Here is a 23,503-nt window from a genome sequence, read left to right as displayed (position 1 = left end):
AATCAGAGCGGGTACCCTCCTATGGGCAGTATTGAGCAAGACACCATGCCGGTGATCAGCGACTTGCGTGACTTCGATCGCCGTTCCGGCAACCGGCTGGAACGATGGGTGTTCAACCACCGGCCGCTGTTTATGCTGTTGATGGCCGCGATCACCCTGGTACTGGGCTACATGATGGTAACCCGCCTGGAATTGCGCCCCAGCTTCGAGAAGATGATCCCGCAGAGTCAGCCGTACATTCAGAATTTCCTGGAGAACCGCCAATCGTTGCGCGGCCTGGGAAGCTCGGTACGGGTGGTGGTGGAGAACACCCAGGGCGACATCTTCGACCCCGAGTACCTGAACGTGCTCAAGCAGGTCAACGACGAACTGTTCCTTGCCGAGGGCGTCGATCGCGCCTGGATGAAATCGCTGTGGAGCCCGGCGGTGCGCTGGACCGAAGCCACCGAAGAAGGGTTCCAGGGCGGCCCGGTGATGCCCGATGCCTATCAGGGTACCCCTCAAGATATCGAACAACTGCGCCAGAACATCAACCGCGCCGGCATTGTCGGCAGCCTGGTGGCCAGCGACTTCAAATCGACCATGCTCATTGTCCCGCTGCTGGACAAGGCCTCGGCCACCGGCAGCGGTATCAACTATCACCAGTTTTCACGGATGCTTGAAGAGCGCTTGCGCGACAAGATCGAGTTCGCCGGTGACAGCGCGGCGCGCAAGGCCGGGGAGGAGGGCACGGGGCACTACAAGGTGCGGGTGATCGGCTTCGCCAAACTGGTGGGTGACCTGATCGACGGCCTGATCCAGGTGATGATGTTCTTCGGCCTGGCGGTGGTCACCTCGCTGGTCATCATCTACCTCTACACCCGCTGTGTGCGCAGCACCTTGCTGGTGGTCGGCTGTTCGCTGATCGCGGTGGTCTGGCAATTGGGAATTGTCGCCTGGCTGGGTTACGCCATCGATCCTTACTCCGTGCTGGTGCCGTTCCTGATTTTCGCCATCGGCGTGTCCCACGCGGCGCAGAAGATGAACGGCATCATGCAGGACATCGCCCGAGGCACCCATAAACTGGTGGCGGCGCGTTATACCTTCCGTCGTCTGTTCATTGCCGGGGTTACCGCGCTGCTGGCCGACGCCGTCGGTTTCGCGGTGCTGATGCTGATCGACATTCCGGTGATCCAGGACCTGGCCATCACCGCCAGTATCGGCGTGGCGGTGCTGATCTTCACGTCGCTGTTGCTGATGCCGGTGGCGCTGTCGTACATCGGCGTGGGCAGCAAGGCCGCCGCCCGTGCATTGAAAATCGACACCCGGGCCGCCGAGCATCGGGGCTTTGGCAAGTTGTGGGACATGCTCGACCGCTTCACCACACCCAAATGGGCCACGGGCGCGGTCCTGGTCGCCCTGGTGCTGGGCGTTGGCGGCTTCATGGTCAGCCTGCAACTGAAGATCGGCGACCTCGACAGTGGCGCGCCGGAGCTGCGTGCCGACTCGCGCTATAACCGCGACAACGCCTACATCACCAGCCACTATGCGCTGTCCAGCGACCTGTTCGCGGTGATGATCAAGACCGCGCCCGAAGGTTGCCTGAATTACCAGACGCTGATCCTGGCCGATCGCCTGGCCTGGGCGTTGCAACAGCAACCGGGCGTGCAAGCCACGGCCTCGCTGGTCAACGCGGTGCGCCAGATCACCGCCGGTACCTTCGAAGGCAACCCCAAGCTCAACAGCATCCAGCGCAACCAGAACGTACTGAACTATGCGGCGCAACAGGCCTCGGTCAATGCGCCGGAGCTGTTCAACACCGACTGTTCGCTGATGCCGGTGATTGCTTTCCTCAAGGACCACAAGGCCGAGACCCTGGACGCGGTGGTGGCTGTCGCCGACCGGTTCGCCAGGGAAAACAGTACCGAGGATCGGCAGTTCCTGCTGGCCGCCGGCACTGCCGGGATTGAAGCGGCAACCAACATCGTGGTGCGTGAAGCCAACCACACCATGCTGCTTTACGTTTACGCGGCGGTGACGCTGTTTTGCCTGATCACCTTCCGCAGCTGGCGTGCAACCCTGGTGGCGCTGCTGCCGCTGGTGCTGACGTCGATCCTCTGCGAGGCGTTGATGGTCGCCATGGGCATCGGCGTAAAAGTGGCGACCCTGCCGGTCATCGCCCTGGGGGTCGGGATTGGTGTGGACTATGCGCTGTACTTGCTCAGCGTGCAGTTGCAATACCAGCGCCAGGGCATGCCCTTGGCACAGGCCTACCGCAACGCGGTGTCGTTCACCGGCCGGGTGGTGGGGCTGGTGGGCATCACTCTGGCAGCGGGTGTCGTGTGCTGGGCCTGGTCGCCGATCAAGTTCCAGGCCGACATGGGCATCCTGCTGACCTTCATGTTCCTGTGGAACATGCTCGGTGCCTTGATCCTGATTCCGGCGCTGTCGTTCTTTCTGCTGCGAAACATCACTCCCGTTCCGTCTACGTCCGCTGAACGTTCGACGGAGCTTGTCGGCGTCCACTCCTGAGCGTCCTCTCATAAGAGTGCCACTTCCATTGACCAGGGCATCGTCGATGCCCTGACATTGCCTGAGTATTTCAAACATGTCTGATTACCAAGCGCCGCTGCGCGACATCCGGTTCGTACTCAACGAAGTTTTCAATGTTTCCACGTTGTGGGCCGCCATGCCTGCCTTGGCCGAGGTGGTGGATCAAGACACCGCGAGCGCGGTGCTTGAAGAGGCCGGCAAAGTAGCCGCCGGCCTCATCGCCCCCCTCAATCGCAGTGGCGACGAGCAGGGCTGTTCCTGGAGTCACGGCGAGGTGACTACGCCTGACGGTTTTGTTGACGCCTACCGTGCCTTTGCCGAGGGTGGCTGGGTCGGCGTGGGCGGTGATCCGGCCTACGGCGGCATGGGCATGCCCAAGGCGATTTCGGCTCAGGTCGAGGAAATGGTCAACGCGGCCAATCTTTCCTTCGGCCTGTACCCGATGCTGACCGCCGGGGCTTGCCTGTCGATCAATGCCCACGCCAGCGAAGAGCTGAAAGCCGCCTATCTGCCGAACATGTATGCCGGGGTCTGGACCGGTTCCATGTGCCTGACCGAGCCGCACGCCGGCACCGACCTGGGGATCATCCGCACCAAGGCCGAGCCTCAGGCCGACGGTTCCTACAAGGTCAGCGGCACCAAGATCTTCATCACCGGCGGCGAGCACGACCTCACCGAAAACATCATCCATCTGGTGCTGGCCAAGCTGCCGGACGCGCCGGCGGGGCCGAAAGGCATTTCGCTGTTCCTGGTGCCCAAATTCCTGGTCAATGCCGACGGCAGCCTGGGTGCACGCAACCCGGTGAATTGCGGTTCGATCGAACACAAGATGGGCATCCAGGCATCGGCCACGTGCGTGATGAACTTCGATGAAGCCGTGGGTTATCTGGTCGGCGAGCCGAACAAAGGCCTGGCGGCGATGTTCACCATGATGAACTACGAACGCCTGGGCGTTGGTATCCAGGGCTTGGCCACGGCCGAGCGTTCTTATCAAAATGCGCTGGCTTACGCCCGTGACCGCCTGCAAAGCCGTTCCCCGACCGGCGCGCAGAACAAGGACAAGGTGGCCGACCCGATCATCGTCCACCCGGACGTGCGTCGCATGTTGCTGACCATGAAAGCCTCGAACGAAGGCGGCCGTGCTTTCTCGACCTACGTGGCGATGCAACTGGACACCGCCAAGTTCAGCGAAGACGCCACCACGCGCAAACGTGCGGAAGACCTGGTGGCGCTGCTGACCCCGGTGGCCAAGGCGTTCCTCACCGATCTTGGCCTGGAAACCACCGTGCACGGCCAGCAAGTGTTCGGCGGCCACGGCTACATCCGCGAATGGGGCCAGGAGCAACTGGTGCGCGACGTGCGTATCACCCAGATCTACGAAGGCACCAACGGCATTCAGGCGCTGGATTTGGTCGGGCGCAAGATCGTGGGTAACGGCGGCGCGGCCTACAAGCTGTTCGCCGATGAAATCCGCCACTTCACCACCACGGCGGGTACCGAGCTGGCGGAATTCGTCAAGCCGCTCGACGCGGCCCTGGATAACCTCGACGAACTGACCGCCTGGGTGCTGGATCGCTGCCAAAACAATCCGCAAGAGATCGGCGCCGCTTCGGTGGAGTACCTGCAAGTGTTCGGCTACACCGCCTACGCCTACATGTGGGCCTTGATGGCCAAGGCAGCTTTCGGCAAGGAGGCGCAGGACGAGTTCTACGCCAGCAAACTGGGCACGGCGCGGTTCTATTTCGCCCGTCTGTTGCCGCGGATCCACTCGTTGAGCGCCTCGGTGAAAGCCGGCAGCGAGTCGCTGTTTCTGCTCGACGCATCGCAGTTCTGATCAGCGACTATCCATGCGACTCGACCTCCTGTGGGAGCGAGCCTGCTCGCCAATGCAATGGGTCAGCTGACGACAATGCTGACTGACCCGACGCTTTCGCGAGCAGGCTCGCTCCCACAAGGGGCGCCGCATCGCAGCTCTGACAACCAACAGCATCAGGAAGAGTTCACTGTGGTGACCACAAAAATAATCGCGCCCGCGCAAGACGCCTACACCTATCCCTTGTTGATCAAGAGCCTGCTGCTCTCGGGCGGACGCTATTGCCCCGATCAGGAAATCGTCTACGCGGACAAGCTGCGCTACAACTACCGGACGCTCAATGAGCGGATAAAACGCCTGGCCGACGCGCTGACGAAAGCCGGGGTCAAGGCCGGGGATACCGTGGCTTTGCTGGATTGGGACAGCCACCGCTATCTGGAATGTTTTTTTGCCGTGCCGATGATTGGCGCCGTGCTGCACACGGTGAACATTCGCCTGTCCGCCGAGCAGGTGCTCTACACGATGAACCACGCCGAGGATGATCTGGTGCTGGTTCATGACGATTTCCTGCCGTTGATCGAGCAGATTCACGATCAGCTGACGACCGTCAAAGGCTATGTCCAGCTCAGTGACGGCGAAGCGCCCGCGACCACGCTGCCGGTGGTGGGTGAATACGAATGCCTGCTGGCGGGTGCGAAACCGCATTTCGACTTCCCGGACTTCGATGAACACTCGGTAGCGACCCTGTTCTATACCACCGGCACCACCGGCGACCCCAAGGGCGTTTACTTCACCCATCGCCAGTTGGTGCTGCATACGCTCAACGCCGTCGGCACCCTCGGCGTGTACCAGGGCCTGCCGTTGCTGCGTTCCGATGACGTGTACATGCCCATTACCCCGATGTTCCACGTTCATGCCTGGGGCGTGCCCTATGTCGCGACCTTGATGGGGATCAAGCAGGTTTACCCCGGTCGTTACGAGCCCAATAGCCTGGTCCGTCTGTACCGCGAAGAAAAGGTCAGCTTTTCCCACTGCGTACCGACGATTCTGCAAATGATCCTGGGCTGTGACGAAGCGGCCCGAACCGATTTCAGTGGCTGGAAAATGCTCCTGGGCGGCAGCGCCTTGACCCACGGGCTCGCCGCCCAGGCAACGGAACGGGGTATGCGCGTGCACAGCGGATACGGGATGTCCGAGACTTGTCCGTTGCTGTGCCTGTCTCACCTGAGCGACGCCGAACTTGCGCAACCGGCGCAAGATCAGGTGGCCGCGCGGATCAAGACCGGGGTGGCGGTGCCGATGGTCGACCTGCGGATCGTCGATGCCGGCGGCAACGAAGTCGCTCAGGATGGCGAGGCGCTGGGCGAAATCGTGGTCCGAGCTCCGTGGTTGACCCAGGGTTACCTCAAAGCGCCCGAGCAAGGCGCGCAACTGTGGGAAAACGGCTGGATGCACACCGGCGACATTGCTTCGATCGATGCCCTGGGTGTCGTGGAAATCAAGGACCGGATCAAGGACGTGATCAAGACGGGCGGCGAGTGGATCAGCTCATTGGAGCTGGAAAGCCTGATCAGCGAGCATCCGGCTGTCACGTCGGTGGCGGTTGTCGGCATTCCTGATGCGCAGTGGGGGGAGCGGCCGGTGGCGCTGGTTGTTTGCGCGCCGGGACAGTGTCTTACCGAGTCAACGCTGGCGGCTCATTTGCTTCAATACGTCGAGAGCGGCCGCATCAACAAGTGGGCGATCCCGAGGCAGATCAGGGTGGTGGCGGACATACCGAAAACCAGTGTCGGGAAGATCAACAAGAAGCTGATCAGGGAACAGGAGATGAGTCTGTAAGCGACGATGATCCCCTGTGGGAGCGAGCCTGCTCGCGAAAGCGGTAGGTCAGTCAGCATGGATGTTGAATGATCAGCCGTCTTCGCGAGCAGGCTCGCTCCCACAGGGTTGGGGCGGTGGGTTATTCCAGATGTTCGGGTTTGACCGGGTCGCCGGATTTCATGTTCAACTGCACCCGCACATCTTCGAACATCGCGTCGTAGTACTTGTGAATCGACCCAATGCTGCTCAGCGCCTTGGGAATCCCGTACTTTTCCGCGATTTTCGTCACGTTGCTGGCGAAGTTGTAGGCCTGATCCTTGGGCAGGAAGAAGGGGTCGTTGACCTCTTTGCCCTGGATCGTGCCATGCATCTTGAACAGCATGCCTTTGCCTTCCTTGGGGTCCTGCGCCACCTCGTAGTCGATATGGATGTTGTAACTGACATCGTCCTTGTTCAGCGCGTGGCGCTCGATGTGCAAATGACCGGGCTCGAACGTAGCCATGTCGTCTCTCCTTTGAAGGTCTTGGAGAAGGGCAGACCCTGGATCTGCCCTGGGAGTTTCTTTTTTAAACGTAGCTGATGCCGGGTTTTTCCGTACTGATGCGGGTGCCGGCCTTGCCCTGCACAATCGCCTCGATGTCCGAGAGCGAACCGATCACTGCGACTTTCCCCGTGTTGCGCGCAAACTCACAGGCGGCCTGGACCTTGGGCCCCATGGAACCGGCGGCGAAGCCGAGTTTTTCGATTTCATCGGGGTGGGCCTGGGCAATGGCTTTCTGGGTGGGTTTGCCGTAATCGATGAAAGCCGCATTAACGTCGGTGGCGATGACCAGCAAATCGCTTTCCAGCTGTTCGGCCAGCAGCGCCGAGCACAGGTCCTTGTCGATGACCGCTTCCACGCCTTCGAGCTTGCCCGGCGACGTATACATCGTCGGTATGCCGCCACCGCCGGCGCAGATCACAATGCTGTTTTTTTCCAGCAACCACTTGATCGGGCGAATCTCGAAAATGCGCTTGGGTTTGGGGCTGGCCACCACGCGCCGGAATTTGTCGCCGTCCGGGGCAATCGCCCAGCCTTTTTCGGCGGCGAGTTTCTCCGCTTCGGCTTTGGTATAGACCGGGCCGATGGGTTTGGTCGGGTTCTGGAACGCCGGGTCATTGGCGTCGACTTCGACCTGAGTCAGCAGTGTGGCGAAAGGCACTTCGAAGGCCAGCAGGTTGCCCAGTTCCTGTTCGATGATATAGCCGATCATGCCTTCGGTTTCAGCGCCGAGCACGTCCAGCGGATAGGGGGAAACGGAAGTGTAGGCGGCCGCTTGCAGCGACAGCAGGCCGACCTGCGGACCGTTACCGTGGGCGATCACCAGTTGGTTGCCGGGGTGGATCTTGGCGATCTGTTCGGTGGCGATCCGGATGTTGGCACGCTGGTTGTCCGCCGTCATGGGTTCACCCCGGCGGAGCAGGGCGTTACCGCCCAGAGCAACGACGATACGCATGATGCAGTCCTTCTTAAAGAGAAGTAAGCGGTGACTCGGTCTCCTGTGGGAGCGAGCCTGCTCGCGAAAGCGGTGTGCCAGTCAACAACGATGTTGAATGATCCACCGTTTTCGCGAGCAGGCTCGCTCCCACAAAGAGCAAACCCGGGTGAGCCGTTAAAGATCAGCCAAAGTCGACACCAGAATCGCCTTGATGGTGTGCATGCGGTTTTCCGCTTGCTCGAAAGCGATGCAGGCCGGTGACTCGAACACGTCATCGGTCACTTCGATGCCGTTCTTCAAGTTCGGGTATTGCTCGGCAATTTGCTTGCCGACCTTGGTTTCGCTGTTATGAAACGCCGGCAAGCAGTGCATGAACTTGGTGCGCGGATTGCCGCTGGCCTTCATCAGTTCGGCGTTGACCTGGTACGGTAGCAATTGCTGGATGCGCTCGGCCCAGGCTTCGACGGGCTCGCCCATCGACACCCAAACGTCGGTGTGAATAAAGTCCACACCCTTGACCGCGGCTTTAGGGTCTTCGGTCAGGGTAATCCGGGCGCCGCTTTCTTCGCCGTATTGTTTGCAACGAGCCACCAGGTCGTCCGCCGGCCACAGGGCCTTCGGCGCGCAGATGCGCACGTCCATGCCCAGCTTGGCGCCGATCAGCAACAAGGAATTGCCCATATTGTTGCGAGCGTCGCCGAGATAGGCGTAGCTGATTTCATGGATCGGCTTGTCGGCATGTTCACGCATGGTCAGCACGTCGGCGATCATTTGCGTTGGGTGGTATTCATCGGTCAATCCGTTGAACACCGGCACGCCGGCAAACTTCGCCAGTTCCTCGACGATTTCCTGTTTAAAGCCACGGTATTCGATCGCGTCGTACATGCGCCCCAGCACGCGAGCGGTGTCCTTCATGCTTTCCTTGTGGCCGATCTGCGAGGAGTTCGGGTCGATGTAGGTGACGTTGGCGCCTTGGTCATAGGCCGCGACCTCGAACGCGCAGCGGGTGCGGGTCGAGGTTTTTTCGAAGATCAGCGCGATGTTGTTGCCCTTGAGGTGCTGTTGTTCGGTGCCGGTGTACTTGGCGCGCTTGAGGTCGCGGGACAGGTCGAGCAGATAGCGCAATTCGCGAGCGGTATGGTGTTCCAGGCTCAGCAAGTTGCGATTATGAATATTGAACGCCATTTTTTGATCTCCTAAGGTTTATAGGTCAGTAGTCAATCGGGTCGCGAATGATCGGGCAGGTCATGCAGTGGCCGCCGCCGCGTCCGCGCCCGAGTTCGCCGGCGCTGATGGTGATCACTTCCACACCGGCCTTGCGCAGCAGGGTGTTGGTGTAGGTGTTGCGGTCATAGCCAATGACCACGCCAGGTTCCACCGCCACCACGTTGTTGCCGTCGTCCCATTGCTCGCGTTCGGCAGCGAAGCTGTTGCCGCCGGTTTCCACCACGCGCAATTGCTTCAGATTCAAGGACTCGGCAACCACGTCGATGAACGATTTGTTTTCCCGTCGAACATCCATGCCATACGGTTTGCTGTCGTCGGGACGCAGGACAAATGGCACGATTTCCCGCACAACTTCCGGGAAGACCGTGACCAGATCGCGGTCGCAGAAGCTGAATACGGTGTCCAGGTGCATCGCCGCGCGGGATTTTGGCAAGCCGGCGACCACGACTTTTTCCACTGCGCCATTGTTGAACAGCGACTGCGCCAGCTGGGCGATGGCCTGACGGGATGTCCGTTCGCCCATGCCGATCAACACGACGCCGTTACCGATCGGCATGACGTCACCGCCCTCGAGTGTGGACTGACCGTGATCCTTGTCCGGATCGCCGTACCAGACTTCGAAGGAGGCGTTGGTGAACTCGGGGTGGAATTTGTAGATGGCGGTGGTCAGCAGGGTTTCCTGCCGCCGAGCCGGCCAGTACATCGGGTTGAGTGTTACGCCGCCGTAGATCCAGCAGGTGGTGTCGCGGGTGAACTGGGTGTTGGGTAATGGCGGCAACAGAAAGCTGGAGTGGCCCAGGTAATCGCGGTACATCTTGATCACGGCGGAGCCTTCGCTTTCCGGTAGATCCTCACCGGCCACGCCGCCGATGAGGAACTCGGCCAGCTTGCGTGGCTCCAGGCCTTCGAGCCAGCTGCGCACCTCGTTGGTCAGGCCGAGGCCTACAGTGTCGGAGGTGATCTTGCGATCCAGAATCCATTTAAGGGCTTCAGGGTTCTGGACTGTATCGGTCAGCAGGTTATGCATTTCCAGTACATCGATACCACGTTCGCGCATTTTGGTGACGAAATCGAAGTGATCGCGCTTGGCCTGATTGACCCAGATCACATCGTCGAAAAGCAACTCGTCGCAGTTGCTCGGGGTCAGCCGCTGATGGGCCAGTCCGGGAGAGCAAACCATGACTTTGCGCAATTTGCCGGCTTCGGAGTGAACGCCGTACTTAACTTTTTCCTTGGACATCACAGTAATCCTCCGGATGACAAATCATTTACTACAGGGTCAGGAAACCGTCATACAGCCCATAGGCGGCCACCAGGGCGCCTATGACGACGGCTGCGAAAATCAGCTTCTCGACGTGGGTGAAAACCGGTTTGTTGACTTCGAGCTTGGCCTTGGCGAACAGGATCGCGCCGGGGGCATAGAGCAGGGCGGACAGCAGCAGGTATTTGACGCCGCCGGCATAGATCAGCCAGATCGCGTAAATCAGTGCGATAGCGCCGATGAACAGGTCTTTCTGGCGTTCAGCCCCGGCGTTTTCATAACTCTCGCCACGCATTGCAAGAAGAAAGGCGTAGGCCGCCGACCACAGGTACGGCACCAGAATCATTGAGGTGGCGAGGTAAATCAGCGACAGGTAGGTGCTGGAGGAAAACAGGGTGATGATCAAGAACAACTGCACCATGGCGTTGGTCAGCCACAGGGCGTTGACCGGTACATGGTTGGCGTTTTCCTTTCGCAGGAACGCCGGCATGGTGTGGTCCTTGGCCGCGGCGAACATGATCTCCGCGCACAGCAGCACCCACGACAGCAGTGCCCCCAGTAGCGAAATGATCAGGCCGACGCTGATCAATATTGCACCCCAATCACCCACTACGTGCTTGAGCACGGCGGCCATCGACGGGTTCTGCAGTTTCGCCAGCTCCGGCTGGGTCATGATGCCCAGCGACAACACGTTCACCAAAACCAGGATCAGCAACACGGAAATGAAACCGATGACGGTGGCTTTACCGACATCACTGCGTTTTTCCGCACGCGCCGAGAAAATGCTCGCGCCTTCGATACCGATGAACACCCACACCGTGACCAGCATCATGTTGCGCACCTGGTTCATCACGCTGCCCAGGTCGGGGTTTTTCAAGCCCCAGATGTCGGCGGTGAAGATATCCAGCTTGAAAGCGAAGAGCGCAATCAGCACAAACAGCAGCAACGGTACGATCTTGGCTACCGTGGTCACCAGGTTGATGAACGCTGCTTCCTTGATCCCCCGCAACACGAGCCAATGCACGGCCCACAGCAGCACTGATGCGCCGATCACGGCGGCAGGCGTATTACCTTCTCCAAATACCGGAAAGAAGTAGCCCAGGGTGCTGAACAAGAGTACGAAGTAGCCGACGTTTCCCAGCCAGGCGCTGATCCAGTAGCCCCAGGCCGATGAAAAACCCATGTAGTCACCGAACCCGGCCTTGGCATAGGCGTAGACACCGCCATCAAGGTCAGGTTTGCGGTTGGCGAGGGTCTGGAAAACGAAGGCCAGAGTCAACATACCCACGGCGGTGATCGCCCAGCCGATCAGTACGGCACCGACGTCAGCGCTGGCGGCCATGTTCTGCGGCAAGGAGAAAATCCCGCCACCGATCATCGAGCCGACAACCAAGGCTATAAGTGCACCGAGACGCAATTTTCCGGGGGATTCTGACATGGTTGCCTCCATTGCGGGAAAAGAGAGAAAACAGAATAGTTTTCTTCACTAATCAAACACCTGACTTGGGTCAATGCCGGATCACCAAGGCGCGTCAATGACTGATTGAATAAAACTCAGTCGATAAGTATTGATGCCGAGGAAGCCCTTTCCAGAGGCCTTGGCAAAGTGTGGTTTCTATTTATGGGGTTCATTGAAGTTTAGACGCTAGTTTGTTTTCGTGTTTTGTAAAGTTCGGTTCAAGCCAATAGTGACTTTTATCTACTTCCAATAAGAACGCTATTAAATGCGACAGATTTAGCGTGATTAGGTATAAAAAATCCGCGATAAATGAACATTAATTGACGAACGTTATTACGCTTTAGCTGCTTAGCTTAAAACCAGTTTTGGACGGTTGCGTGACAGGCAGGGAGTACAGCGATGTCGGATCCGACGCAAAAGCTTCGCTTGAGTGCGCTGATCGCTCTGGTAGTGGGCTCCATGATCGGTGGCGGGATTTTCTCTTTGCCACAGAACATGGCGGAGCGAGCCGATGCCGGCGCCGTGCTGATCGGTTGGGCCATCACCGCCGTTGGTATGTTGACCCTGGCCTTCGTCTTTCAGACCCTGGCCAATCGCAAGCCGGAGCTGAACTCCGGCGTGTATGCCTACGCCAAGGCCGGGTTCGGCGATTACATGGGATTTTCCTCGGCCTGGGGCTACTGGATCAGCGCCTGGCTGGGCAATGTGGGCTACTTCGTACTCTTGTTCAGCACCCTCGGTTACTTCTTTCCGGTATTTGGCCAAGGCAACACACCGGTTGCCATTGGTTGCGCCTCGGTCTTGTTGTGGGCGGTGCACTTTCTGGTCATGCGCGGCATCAAGGAAGCGGCGTTCATCAATCAGCTGACCACCGTGGCCAAGGTCGTGCCGCTGATCATGTTTATTGTCATTGCCGCCGTGGCCTTCAAGGCCGACGTCTTTACCCGCGACATCTGGGGGCGCAGCAACCCCAACTTCGGCAGTGTGATGGACCAGGTACGCAACATGATGCTGGTGACGGTCTTCGTCTTCATTGGCATCGAAGGCGCCAGTGTCTATTCGGCCAGGGCAGAGAAACGTGAGGATGTCGGCCGGGCAACGGTCATCGGCTTTTTTGGCGTGCTGGCACTGCTGGTGATGGTGAACGTGTTGTCGCTGGGGATCATGAGCCAGCCGCAATTGGCCAACCTGCAGAACCCGTCGCTGGCCGCGGTGCTTGAACACATTGTCGGCCCCTGGGGAGCGTTGCTGATCAGCATCGGGTTGGCGATTTCCCTGCTCGGTGCCTTGTTGTCATGGGCGCTGCTGTGCGCCGAGATACTGTTCGCCACAGCGAAGGACCGGACCATGCCGGCCTTCCTGACCAGGGAAAACGCCAATCACGTGCCGGTCAATGCGTTGTGGCTGACCAATGGGATGATTCAGCTTTTCCTGCTGATCACACTGTTTTCCGCCGGTACCTACACCAGCCTGATCTACCTCGCGTCCTCGATGATCCTGGTGCCGTACCTGTGGTCGGCGGCGTATGCGGTGCTGTTGAGCGGGCGCGGCGAAACCTATGAAAATGCTTCGTCGGAACGGGCCAAGGATCTTTTGATCGGCGGCGTAGCGCTCGGTTACGCAACGTGGTTGTTGTATGCCGGCGGGGTGAAATACCTGCTGCTCTCGGCATTGCTGTACGCACCCGGAGTGATTTTGTTCGCCAAGGCCAAACATGAGCAAGGCCAGCCGTTGTTTACCCCTATCGAAAAGGCAATCTTCACCTGTGTGATCACCGGGGCCGGGCTGGCGGCTTATGGGTTGTATAACGGTCTTTTGTCGTTGTGAGCGCTGCGGAGGTTTCAAACTACACTGAAGTGGGGCTGGAAACGGCCTACCCTGTCAAAGCGGTTCAGTATCGGTTGGCAGGGGACCCGGACGGCAACACCAGGACCCGAGTCCGACGAGGTTGGACCCATGCAAAGCATTGCAGAAAAAAAGCGCGCACCGGTGCTCGATCCCATTGACCGCGTCTCGGAGGTGATCTTCGGCCTGCTCATGGCGATGACCTTCACCGGAACGATTAGCGTTGTGACGACGGATCAGGAAGCTGAACGGGTCATGATGATCGCCGCGCTCGGCTGCAACCTCGCTTGGGGGCTCGCCGATGCGGCCATGTATTTGCTGCGGGTGCTGATCGAGCGCAGTCGCAACCGCACACTGCTTGCCAGCCTGCGCGGCGGCGTGGATGCAACCACCGGGCAAACGCTGATTGCTGATGCGCTGCCACCGCGGATCGCTTCGGCGGCCGGCGCCGACGGGCTGGAAATGTTGCGCCAACGCTTGCTCGAGGCACCCGCCGCCTCAGCACCACGCCTTGGCACGGATGATTTCAAGGGCGCTTTTGGCGTGTTTTTGCTGGTCGTACTCTCGACGTTCCCGCTCGTGGTGCCTTTCATGGTGCTGGACCAGACAATGCTGGCGGTGCGCGTCTCCAATCTGATCGGCGTCGGGATGCTGTTCGTGGCGGGCTGGATTCTTGCGCGCTACGCAGGTGTAAGACCTTTGCTGGGCGCCATTACCCTGGCCATCGCCGGTTCGTTGCTGATCGTCGCGATCATCGCGCTCGGCGGTTGAACAGACATCATTCTTCAAGAGCCTGTAGCCGTACCGCAGGGTCGTCCCGTCGGTTGTCAGTGACCTGCATTCGTGAGGTATTGATCATGGCAAAAGATAAAAAAAACGAGCAGAAGAAGCCGTCCGCGCAAAGCCCGAAACTCAAGAACCAGGACTATCTGGATCAGTTGCGGCGCTTGCACGTTGAGCTGGTCAAGTTGCAGGAATGGGTCGTTAAAGAGGGCATCAAGGTCTGTATCGTCTTCGAAGGGCGCGACGGAGCCGGCAAGGGCGGGACGATCAAGGCACTGACCGACCGGGTCAGTCCGCGGGTCTTTCGCGTCGTCGCGTTGCCTGCGCCGACCGAACGCGAGAAGAGCCAGATGTACATGCAACGCTACCTGCCGCACCTGCCCGCGGCCGGCGAAGTGGTGATCTTCGACCGCAGTTGGTACAACCGCGCGGGCGTCGAGCGCGTAATGGGTTTTTGCACCGACGATCAGCTGGACAAGTTCCTGAAGTCGGTTCCCCTGGTGGAGCGCGCCATCGTCGAATCCGGTGTGATCCTGCTCAAGTACTGGCTGGAGGTCAGCCAGGAAGAACAGACCCGCCGACTCGAGGCGCGCATCAAGGACGGGCGCAAGATCTGGAAACTGTCACCGATGGACCTGAAGTCCTACAGCCGCTGGTATGAATACTCCCGTGCCCGCGACGACATGTTCCAGGCGACCGATACCGACTATGGGCCATGGTTGGTGGCCGATTCAAACGACAAACGCCGGGCCCGCCTCAACATCATCACCGACTTGCTCAGCCGCATTCCCTACAAAGATGTGAAGCGCGAACAGGTAACGTTGCCCAAGCGACAGAAACCGGGCGGTTACCGTGAACCGGATTACCCGTTCCGGCGCATTCCGGAAAAATTCTGAGTGCTCCGTTCAAGCGAATCTGCGTTTTTTTGACGAGGGGCTATGAGCCATTCAGATGCTTCGCCACCGCTGCCGGAACCGGGCCGGATCGCGCGCAAGGAGTCGGGCGCCGATCAAACCGGCTGGCGCCGCTGGCTGCCGGGGCTGCGAACCCTGCGCAGTTACAAGATGGCGTGGTTGCAGCACGATATCGTCGCCGGCCTGGTGCTGACCACCATGCTGGTGCCGGTCGGTATCGCCTACGCCGTGGCCTCGGGCGTACCCGGCATCTATGGGCTGTATGCGACCATCGTTCCGCTGCTGGCTTATGCGCTGTTCGGTCCCAGCCGGATTCTGGTACTGGGCCCGGACTCGTCATTGGCGGCGGTGATCCTTGCGGTGATCCTGCCCTTGTCCGGTGGCGACCCGCAGCGCGCGGTGGCCTTGGCGGGCATGATGGCGATTGTGTCCGGGACGGTGTGCATCCTGGCCGGCGTGGCGCGGCTGGGCTTTATTACCGAGTTGCTGTCCAAACCCATCCGCTATGGCTACATGAACGGCATCGCGCTGACGGTGCTGATCAGCCAACTGCCCAAGTTGTTTGGCTTCTCGATAGAAACTGACGGTCCCCTGAGAAACCTCTGGGCCATCGTTTCGGCGGTGATGGCGGGCAAGACTCATTGGGTCACGTTTGCAGTCGGCGCGGCGACCCTGGTGGTGATCCTGCTGCTCAAGGACAAAAAACGCGTGCCAGGCATCCTGATCGCCGTGGTGGCGGCCACCGTCGCCGTGGGGATGCTGGATCTGGCGGCGCAAGGTGTGGCGGTACTCGGCTCACTGCCACAAGGCTTGCCGGCGTTTGACATTCCCTGGATCACCCGCGCCGATATCGTCCCGGTGTTGATCGGCGGTTGCGCCGTCGCCCTGGTCTCGTTCGCCGACACCAGCGTATTGTCACGAGTCTACGCGGCGCGCACCCGGACCTACGTCGACCCGAACCAGGAGATGGTCGGGCTGGGTATCGCCAACCTGGCGGGCGGTTTGTTCCAGGGCTTCCCGATCAGCAGCAGTTCATCGCGAACGCCTGTGGCCGAGGCGGCGGGGGCCAGAACCCAACTGACCGGTGTCGTCGGCGCGCTGGCGGTTGCCCTATTGCTGATGGTGGCCCCGGACCTGTTGCAGAACCTGCCCACCAGCGCGTTGGCGGCGGTGGTGATCGCCTCGGCCATCGGCCTGATCGAAGTCAGCGACCTGCGCCGCATCTACCGCATGCAGCGCTGGGAGTTCTGGCTGTCGATCGTCTGTACGGTGGGCGTGGCGGTGCTGGGGGCGATCGAGGGCATCGGCCTGGCGATTGTCATCGCGGTCATCGAATTCCTGTGGGATGCCTGGCGGCCGTACTCTGCGGTCCTTGGACGGGCCGAGGGCGTGCAGGGGTATCACGACACCAAACGCTATCCCGACGCGCGCCTGATCCCCGGCCTGGTGCTGTTTCGCTGGGATGCACCGTTGTTTTTCGCCAATGCCGAACTGTTCCATGACCGGGTACTGGACGCCGTGGCCGCCTCACCGACGCCGGTGCGCTGGCTGGTGGTGGCGGCGGAGCCGGTCACCAGTGTCGACGTGACGTCTGCCGACATGCTGGCCGAACTGGACGAAACCTTGCACGCGGCGGGCATCGAATTGTGCGTGGCCGAGATGAAGGATCCGGTCAAGGACAAGCTCAAGCGCTTCGGGCTGTTCACGCGGTTTGGCGAAGACGCGTTTTTTGCGACCCTGGGGGCTGCGGTCAGCCGGTATCTTGAACTTCATCCGGTGGAGTGGGAGCAGGAGGATCGGGAATAGCCCGCGCGCAATCTCCACCTGTAGGAGCGAGCTTGCTCGCGAAGAACGTGAACGATAACGCGTAAAATCAGATGGCCAGTGGCGCCTTTAGGTTTTTCGCGAGCAAGCTCGCTCCTACAGTAGTGCAAGTCGGGTTATTTGCCGGACACGCTCAGCTCATCGGCCTTGCTCACCCACCCACCACCCGTTGCCTTGTACAAATCAATCATGGACGTGAACACCAAGGCTCGTGTCCGGGTGTAGTTCAGCTCGGCATCGAACAGGCTGCGCTCGGCGTCCAGCACCTCGATGTAGTCGGTGTAGCCGTTGTCGTAGCGCAGCCGCGCGAACCGCGCGTAGGTTCGCAGCGCCTCGACCTGCCGCCCCTGGGAGGCCATCTGCTCGCGGGATTTACTGGACGCGATCAAGGCGTTTTCCACATCCCTGAAGGCCGATTGAATGGCCTGCTGGTACGTCAGCAAGGCTTGTTGCTGGAACGCTTCTGCCTGTTGCACCTGCCCGGCGATGCCGCCGGCGGTGAAGATCGGCATGCTCGCGGCCACGCCATAGGACCAGGTGGCGGCGGGCCCGGTGAACAGGTCCGAGAGCTGGTTGCTGACCGAACCCAGCAGGCCGGTCAGGGAAATCGTCGGGAAATACTGGGCCTTGGCGGCGCCGATCAGGGCGTTGGCCGAGATCAGGTTCAGCTCGGCCTGGCGCAGGTCGGGTCGCCGTTCCAGCAGGTCCGAAGGCAGGCCCGCCGGCACCGATGGAAGGACCAGTTGCCCCAGGTCACGCCCGCGAATGATCGGCCCCGGATTGCGGCCAAGCAGAACGGCCAACGCGTTTTCCTGCTGCGCCACCAGCGGTTCGAATTGCGCCACCGAGGCCAGGGTCCGCTCATATTCGGATTGGTTCTGCGCCAGTTCCATTTCGGAAATGGTGCCGGCGCCGTAGCGCAGTTTGAAAATCTCGTAGGAATCTCCACGCACCTTGGCGGTGGTGCGGGCAATTTCCAGTTCCCGGTCCAGATCGCGCAGGGTCACGTAACTCGACGCCACCGAGGAGACCAGGCTCAACAGGACGCTGCGGCGACCTTCTTCCGAGGCCAGCAGATCGGCCCGGGCGGATTCGCTGAGGCGGCGCAAACGGCCCCAGATATCCAGTTCCCAGTTCACACTGAGGATGGCCTGATAGTTGTTGAACACCGGGTCGACGGAGGAATCCAGCGGCACCGGACCGTTGTCCCGTGGCGAACGGGTCCGCTGGCCCTGGGCGCCGAGCCCGACTTGCGGGAACAACAGCGAACGTGTCTCGCCATAACGGCCCTGGAACTGCTCCACCCGCGCGGCGGCGATCTTGATGTCCTTGTTTTCGAGCAATGCAGTGCGGATCAGATCGTTGAGGACCGGGTCCCGGAATTGCTCCCACCACAGCGTGTTGGACAGGTCCCTGGCTTCCTTGTCCGCATAGCGATAAGCCGCGGGGGTGTCGATTTCCGGGTGTTGGTAATCCGGCCCCACCATGCAACCGGCCAGGCCCAGGCATAACAACAGTGGAAGAGGGGGCTTGCGCATCTCAGTCCCCCTCATGCCGGTTCTGCGCCGCGCCGTCGGGGAGCTGCGCAGACGGCGTTTGAGCGGATGTCTGGGGTTCGTCCTTTTTCGCGAACATCCGCTCCACCAGGTAGTAGAACAAGGGAATGAAGAAGATCGCGATCACGGTCGCCGCCAACATCCCGCCGATCACCCCGGTACCGATGGAGTGGCGGCTGTTCTCCGACGCGCCGACGGCAATGGCCAGCGGTACACAGCCGAGGATGAACGCCAGTGACGTCATCACGATAGGCCGCAGACGCTCCTTCGCCGCCGTCATTGCCGCGTCATAGGCCGACATGCCGTTTTCCCGGTTCAATACGGCGAACTCGAAAATCAGGATGGCGTTTTTCGCCGCCAGCGCCACCAGCATGGTCAGGCCGATCTGGAAATACACGTCATTGCTCAAGCCCCGGATGAGCACTGCCAGCAGCGCACCGAACAACGCGAACGGTACCGCCAGCAGTACGCCGACGGGCAGGGACCATTTTTCGTACTGCGCCGCGAGGATCAGGAACACCATCACCAGGCCGAAGATGAACACCCGGGACGAGGCGCCGCCGCTCTTTTTCTCCTCGAACGCCTCACCGCTCAAGGCCAGCGAATAGTCATTGGTCATGATCTCGGCGCTGATTTCCTCCAGGGCTGCCAGTGCCTGGCCGGAACTGTAGCCGGGCGCCGCGTTGGCCGTGAGTTTTACCGCCGGGAAGTTGTTGAAACGGGTCAGCAAGTCGGGCCCGGTGACGTAGCGGGTGGTCAGCACGGCCTTCAGCGGCACCATGCCGAGGTTTTTGCTGCGCACGTAGATCTGTTGCAGGTCCTCGGCCTTGAGGCGATAGGACGGCTCGGCCTGCAGGATGACCTGCCACAACCGGCTGAATTTGTTGAATTGCGAAACGTACAGCGAGCCGAACATGGTCTGCATGGCGCTGTAGACATCTTCCACCGGCACGCCCAGGGTCTCGGCCTTTTCCCGGTCCACGTCGACCATCAGCTGCCGGGAGTGCACGTTGAAGGTGGAGGTGATGGCGCCGAGTTCCGGGCGCTGCCGGGCCTTGGCCACAAGGTTGCCGACCATTTCCGCCAGTTGGTCGATGCTGTCGTCGCCCTTGCTCTGCACCCAGACCTCCATGCCGCCGGTGGTGCCCAGGCCGGGAATGGACGGCGGGTTGACCGGCAGAATGATCCCGCCCTGAACCGTGGAAAACGCATGGGCGGCTTTCTGGATGACCGCCGGGGCGCTCTGTTCCTTGATGGTGTCCGAGTCCTTGTAACGCCCTTCGAAATCCTTGAAGCCGACGAAGAAGGCGGCGGCGTTGTTCTTGTTCTGGCCGTCCAGCAGGCTGTAACCGTTGACGATGGCCACGCCTTCGACGGACGGATCGTTCATGAAGAAGTCACTGGCCACCTTGCCGACCTCGCCGGTGCGATCCAGGCTCGCCGCATCGGGCATGATGATGGCCCCCAGCAAATAGCCCTGGTCTTCCGGCGGCAGGAAGGCACTGGGGATGCGCTGGCCCATCAATACAATCAGCACAATCATGCCGGCAAACAGCAACAGTGCCAGCACAAAGCGCTTGATCATGAACGCCACCGCGTTGGAGTAGCCCTCGGTCATGCGTTCGAAGCTGCGTTCGAACCAGCGAAAAAAGGCATTTTTGTCGCCGTGCTGAGGCTTGAGCAGCAACGCGGCCAAGGCAGGCGACAGGGTCAGGGCCACCAGGCCGGAGATCACCACGGAAATGGCAATGGTGATCGCGAACTGTTTATACAGCTGGCCGGTGATACCGCCCATGAACGCCACCGGGATGAACACCGCGCACAGCACCAGCACGATGGCCACCACCGGCCCGGCCACTTCGTCCATCGCGCGCTTGGCCGCGTCCTTGGGGTTCATCTTGTGCACGTGCATGTTGCGTTCGACGTTTTCGATCACCACGATCGCGTCGTCCACCACGATACCGATGGCCAGCACCATGCCGAACAATGTCAGCATGTTCACCGAAAATCCCAGCGCCGACATGCCGATGAACGTACCGACGATGGACACCGGTACCGCCAGCACCGGGATCAGGGTGGCACGCAGGCTCTGCAGGAACAGGTAGACCACGATGACCACCAGCACCAGGGCTTCGAAGAAGGTGTGGATCACCTCGGAAATCGACGCACGGGTGAAGGCCGTGGTGTCCATCACGATCTTGTATTCGATGCCTTCGGGAAAGGTCGCCTTCATGTCCGCCAGTGTTTTGGTCACGGCGGCGGAAACGTCGAGGGCGTTGGCGCCGGGTTGCTGATACACGGCAATCAAGGTCGCCGGGCCGCCCTGGTAGGTGCTGCGCAGCGAGTAGTCTTTCTGCCCGAGTTCGGCACGCCCGACATCCCGGAGGCGAACGATGGCGGCCCCGTCGTTGCTGGCGCGCAAGATGATGTTCTCGAACTCCACCGGTTCGGTCAGACGCCCCTTGGTGGTCACGGCGAACGATTGTTCCACGGCTTGTCCCGTGGGGGATTGCCCGACCCGGCCGACCGCGAACTGCTGGTTCTGGTTGGCCACGGCTTTCTGCACGTCCGCGGCGGTGATGCCCAGTTGGGCCATGCGGTCAGGCTTGAGCCAGATGCGCATGGCGTAGTCCGGGGTGCCGAAAATACTGGCCTGGTTGGCACCGGGGATGCGCTTGATCGCATCCAGGATGTAGAGGTTGGCGTAGTTCGCCACGTAGGTGCTGTCATAGCGGTCGCCGGCGGAGTACACCGCCAGGACCATCATGAAGGCTGACGACTTCTTCTGCACCTGAATGCCCTGGCTCTGCACCGCGGAGGGCAGTTGCGGCAGGGCCAGGTTGACCCGGTTCTGCACATCCACCTGGGCCAGGGAAGGATCGGTGCCGATCTCGAAGAACACGTTGAGGGTCATGTTGCCCGTCGCGGAGCTCGACGAGTTCATGTAGATCATGTTGTCGGCGCCGTTGACCTGCTGTTCGATCGGCGCGGCCACGTTATTGGCCACCACCTGCGCATCGGCACCGGGGTAGGTGGCCGCGACGGTGATCTGCGGTGGCGTGATGTCCGGGTATTGGGCGACAGGCAGCTGGAGCATGGCCACAGCGCCGGCCAGGGTGATGATGATGGAAATCACCGAGGCGAAGATCGGCCGGTCGATGCAATAGTGGGAGATGCTCATGGCGCTTTTCCGCCGGTCGCACCTTTCGTACCGGCTTTCACCGTTTCGCCTTCGGCGGCGGGTGGCGCAGTGGTGCCGGCCGCGTCGACGATATTCAACGGCCCTCCGGGTGTGACCCTGATCGCGCCATCGACCACGATGCGCTCACCGGCGCGCAAGCCCTTGCTGATGAACCAGTTATCGCCTTGCCATTCACCCACTTCGACCACCCGTTGTTCGGGCTTGCCCTCGGCATCGAGTACCCAGACGAAATGGCTCCTGGCCCCCTCGAGCACGGCTTTCTGCGGCACCAGAATGGCATTGGGCCGGGTAGCGCCCTTGGCCAGCGCCCTGACGAACTGACCGGGACGCAGCAGTCCTTTCGGATTGGCCAGCACCGCCCGAACCAGAAAGGTACCGGTTTCCTGGCTGAACGATGGCGCGAGAAAATTCACCTTGCCGCGATCAGGCACCACGGTGCCATCGGCCAACACCACTTCGACTTCAAAATCGCTGCTGGCCGGGAATTTGAGTCGCCCGGCGCTGATCTCGTCGCGGTATTTCAGTGTTTCGTTTTCCGAGAGGCTGAAGTTGACGTACATCGGGTCCATCTGTGACACCGAGGTCAGCAGGCCCGACTCACCCGGTGTTACGTAACTGCCATCCTGTTTTTTCGCATAGCTGGAAAGGCCGGTGAGCGGGGAGGTGATGGTGGTGTAGCTGAGATTCAGCTGTGCGGTGCGTACCACTCCCTCTGCGGCCAGTACGGCGGCGCGGGTTTCCCTCTCTTCACCGACGGAATTGTCCAGGTCCATCTTGCTGACCGCGTTCTGTGCCGCCAGTGGACGGACCCGGGCCAGCGCCGCCTTGGCGACTTCCCAGCGCGCCTGCTGCTGCGCCAGTTGTCCCTGGGCCGACAGCAGCGCGGCCTCGAAGGGTTTGCGGTCCATCTGGAACAGCGTTTGCCCGGCTTTCACCAAATCGCCTTCAGTGTACAGCCGTCGATCCAGGAAGCCGGCGACGCGGGCACGGATTTCCACTTCGCGGGAACTCTGGGTCTGGGCGACGAACTCGAAAGTCACCGGGGTATCGCGGGCGGTGACCGTCATCACGGTGACGTCGGGAGGCTTGCGCGCCGGGGACACCGGTTCTTTGCCACAGCCGGCCAACAGGACGAAAACTCCCAGCAGACAGGCAATGGGTAAGCCGTTACCGCTGGAATATGCGACGCCGCCCATGCCCGTTCTCCATGAAGGTCGATCAAGGAAGCGTAGCTAGCATTGCTTCAGAAACCAGTGGTCATGGGCGGTTCTGGATTGAAAAACTCTCAGTGTTGCTGGAGGAGGGCCGTTTCGATGCAGTGCAGAAGCCTGTCGGCGTCGCAGGGTTTAGGCAGGCAGGCAATCAGCCCGGGGTCGTCGGCACCGATGGGAGGTGCCGCGTCAGGGTAGGCCGTGATGAATAGGGTGGGAATGTGGATGCCCCTTGCAACGAGCTGTTCATGCATCTCTACGCCGCTCATGCCCGGCATCTGGATATCGGAAATCAGGCAATGGGTTCAGCCAGGGCGTTCGCGTCGAGAAACTTCAGTGCGCTGCAATAGGTTCTGGTTTTATAGCCACTGGACCGAATCAGGCTTTCCAGGGCACTGCGAACGGAATCGTCATCATCGACAATCGCAATGATTGTCGCACTGCGCAGCTGAGTGTTTTGCGTCATATGATTTGCTCGTGACAGCTCCCTTCGTCTTTACAAGATACGCACTCTCAGCAGGTGGAAAAGTATATCTACGTATAGCTTGCTAAGACCAAGTGATGATGTCGCCACAGC

At 60.5% G+C, this 23,503-nt stretch carries 15 protein-coding genes and 1 pseudogene; 7 read left to right on the top strand and 9 right to left on the bottom strand.

Translation table 11 applies throughout. From position 1 onward, the window contains the following. Positions 1-21: 21 nt before the first annotated feature. The 3 genes from ACW9HW_RS05905 (at position 22) to ACW9HW_RS05895 (ending at position 6,184) form a co-directional block, all read left to right on the top strand. A complete protein-coding gene (locus tag ACW9HW_RS05905; protein ID WP_095194276.1) occupies positions 22-2,511 on the top strand; it encodes an efflux RND transporter permease subunit in 2,490 nt (829 codons plus the stop codon). 76 nt (positions 2,512-2,587) lie between these two features. Next, positions 2,588-4,366, top strand: a complete 1,779-nt coding sequence (locus tag ACW9HW_RS05900; RefSeq protein ID WP_095194277.1) for an acyl-CoA dehydrogenase C-terminal domain-containing protein — start codon at positions 2,588-2,590, stop codon at positions 4,364-4,366. 171 nt (positions 4,367-4,537) lie between these two features. Then, complete coding sequence (locus ACW9HW_RS05895) at positions 4,538-6,184, top strand: fatty acid--CoA ligase (RefSeq protein WP_457398893.1); 1,647 nt, start codon at positions 4,538-4,540, stop codon at positions 6,182-6,184. Between the two features lie 121 nt (positions 6,185-6,305). Here ACW9HW_RS05895 and ACW9HW_RS05890 read toward each other — a convergent pair whose 3' ends face one another. From ACW9HW_RS05890 to arcD (ACW9HW_RS05870), 5 genes are all read right to left on the bottom strand, one after another. Next, on the bottom strand, positions 6,306-6,668 hold the full coding sequence (locus ACW9HW_RS05890) for a DUF5064 family protein (protein WP_095194279.1): 363 nt from the start codon (positions 6,666-6,668) through the stop codon (positions 6,306-6,308). A 64-nt stretch (positions 6,669-6,732) separates the two neighbouring features. Continuing rightward, complete coding sequence (arcC, locus tag ACW9HW_RS05885; protein ID WP_095194280.1) at positions 6,733-7,662, bottom strand: carbamate kinase; 930 nt, start codon at positions 7,660-7,662, stop codon at positions 6,733-6,735. Positions 7,663-7,818: 156 nt separating this feature from the next. Next, positions 7,819-8,829 (bottom strand): ornithine carbamoyltransferase, encoded by a 1,011-nt coding sequence (locus ACW9HW_RS05880; protein ID WP_095194281.1) that lies wholly within the window; start codon positions 8,827-8,829, stop codon positions 7,819-7,821. 25 nt (positions 8,830-8,854) lie between these two features. Continuing rightward, positions 8,855-10,111: an arginine deiminase gene (gene arcA / locus ACW9HW_RS05875; RefSeq protein ID WP_095194282.1), complete on the bottom strand. Its 1,257-nt coding sequence runs from the start codon at positions 10,109-10,111 to the stop codon at positions 8,855-8,857. A gap of 31 nt (positions 10,112-10,142) precedes the next feature. Next, positions 10,143-11,570 carry an arginine-ornithine antiporter gene (gene arcD / locus ACW9HW_RS05870; RefSeq protein WP_095194283.1) on the bottom strand — a complete coding sequence of 476 codons (1,428 nt, stop codon included), beginning with the start codon at positions 11,568-11,570 and terminating at the stop codon, positions 10,143-10,145. A gap of 420 nt (positions 11,571-11,990) precedes the next feature. On the opposite strand from arcD (ACW9HW_RS05870), the gene arcD (ACW9HW_RS05865) reads away from it, so the two are divergent. The 4 genes from arcD (ACW9HW_RS05865) (at position 11,991) to ACW9HW_RS05850 (ending at position 16,939) form a co-directional block, all read left to right on the top strand. After that, positions 11,991-13,418 (top strand): arginine-ornithine antiporter, encoded by a 1,428-nt coding sequence (gene arcD, locus ACW9HW_RS05865; protein ID WP_095194284.1) that lies wholly within the window; start codon positions 11,991-11,993, stop codon positions 13,416-13,418. A 129-nt stretch (positions 13,419-13,547) separates the two neighbouring features. Continuing rightward, a complete protein-coding gene (locus ACW9HW_RS05860) occupies positions 13,548-14,207 on the top strand; it encodes a hypothetical protein (RefSeq protein WP_095194285.1) in 660 nt (219 codons plus the stop codon). 86 nt (positions 14,208-14,293) lie between these two features. Continuing rightward, the gene (gene ppk2 / locus ACW9HW_RS05855) at positions 14,294-15,115 is read left to right on the top strand and encodes a polyphosphate kinase 2 (protein ID WP_457398889.1); all 822 of its coding nucleotides are present in this window, start codon (positions 14,294-14,296) and stop codon (positions 15,113-15,115) included. 42 nt (positions 15,116-15,157) lie between these two features. Beyond that, the gene (locus tag ACW9HW_RS05850) at positions 15,158-16,939 is read left to right on the top strand and encodes a SulP family inorganic anion transporter (RefSeq protein WP_457398887.1); all 1,782 of its coding nucleotides are present in this window, start codon (positions 15,158-15,160) and stop codon (positions 16,937-16,939) included. A gap of 134 nt (positions 16,940-17,073) precedes the next feature. Here the strand turns inward: ACW9HW_RS05850 and ACW9HW_RS05845 are convergent, their stop codons facing one another. The 4 genes and pseudogenes from ACW9HW_RS05845 to ACW9HW_RS05830 all read right to left on the bottom strand — a co-directional run bounded on the left by ACW9HW_RS05845 (position 17,074) and on the right by ACW9HW_RS05830 (position 23,392). After that, positions 17,074-18,495 carry an efflux transporter outer membrane subunit gene (locus ACW9HW_RS05845; RefSeq protein ID WP_457398885.1) on the bottom strand — a complete coding sequence of 474 codons (1,422 nt, stop codon included), beginning with the start codon at positions 18,493-18,495 and terminating at the stop codon, positions 17,074-17,076. Position 18,496: 1 nt separating this feature from the next. Beyond that, complete coding sequence (locus tag ACW9HW_RS05840; RefSeq protein WP_457398884.1) at positions 18,497-21,694, bottom strand: efflux RND transporter permease subunit; 3,198 nt, start codon at positions 21,692-21,694, stop codon at positions 18,497-18,499. After that, entirely contained in the window at positions 21,691-22,911 is a 1,221-nt protein-coding gene (locus ACW9HW_RS05835) for an efflux RND transporter periplasmic adaptor subunit (protein WP_457398882.1), read from the bottom strand. The genes ACW9HW_RS05840 and ACW9HW_RS05835 overlap by 4 nt, the downstream gene beginning before the upstream one ends. An 89-nt stretch (positions 22,912-23,000) precedes the next feature. After that, a pseudogene (locus tag ACW9HW_RS05830) lies at positions 23,001-23,392 on the bottom strand (response regulator transcription factor). Between the last annotated feature and the right edge of the window lie 111 nt (positions 23,393-23,503).

It is taken from the genome of Pseudomonas sp. SDO5532_S415 (assembly GCF_054071155.1).
Note: the sequence above shows the minus strand (reverse complement) of the source record. Positions and strands in the feature narration are given on the sequence as shown.

Coding starts and splice junctions, on each gene's coding strand:
- ACW9HW_RS05850 (WP_457398887.1), top strand. CDS start 15,158: ATGAGCCATTCAGATGCTTCGCCACCGCTGCCGGAACCGGGCCGGATC.
- ACW9HW_RS05860 (WP_095194285.1), top strand. CDS start 13,548: ATGCAAAGCATTGCAGAAAAAAAGCGCGCACCGGTGCTCGATCCCATT.
- arcC (WP_095194280.1), bottom strand. CDS start 7,662: ATGCGTATCGTCGTTGCTCTGGGCGGTAACGCCCTGCTCCGCCGGGGT.
- arcA (WP_095194282.1), bottom strand. CDS start 10,111: ATGTCCAAGGAAAAAGTTAAGTACGGCGTTCACTCCGAAGCCGGCAAA.
- ACW9HW_RS05905 (WP_095194276.1), top strand. CDS start 22: ATGGGCAGTATTGAGCAAGACACCATGCCGGTGATCAGCGACTTGCGT.
- ACW9HW_RS05845 (WP_457398885.1), bottom strand. CDS start 18,495: ATGCGCAAGCCCCCTCTTCCACTGTTGTTATGCCTGGGCCTGGCCGGT.
- ACW9HW_RS05890 (WP_095194279.1), bottom strand. CDS start 6,668: ATGGCTACGTTCGAGCCCGGTCATTTGCACATCGAGCGCCACGCGCTG.
- arcD (WP_095194283.1), bottom strand. CDS start 11,570: ATGTCAGAATCCCCCGGAAAATTGCGTCTCGGTGCACTTATAGCCTTG.
- arcD (WP_095194284.1), top strand. CDS start 11,991: ATGTCGGATCCGACGCAAAAGCTTCGCTTGAGTGCGCTGATCGCTCTG.
- ppk2 (WP_457398889.1), top strand. CDS start 14,294: ATGGCAAAAGATAAAAAAAACGAGCAGAAGAAGCCGTCCGCGCAAAGC.
- ACW9HW_RS05900 (WP_095194277.1), top strand. CDS start 2,588: ATGTCTGATTACCAAGCGCCGCTGCGCGACATCCGGTTCGTACTCAAC.
- ACW9HW_RS05835 (WP_457398882.1), bottom strand. CDS start 22,911: ATGGGCGGCGTCGCATATTCCAGCGGTAACGGCTTACCCATTGCCTGT.
- ACW9HW_RS05880 (WP_095194281.1), bottom strand. CDS start 8,829: ATGGCGTTCAATATTCATAATCGCAACTTGCTGAGCCTGGAACACCAT.
- ACW9HW_RS05840 (WP_457398884.1), bottom strand. CDS start 21,694: ATGAGCATCTCCCACTATTGCATCGACCGGCCGATCTTCGCCTCGGTG.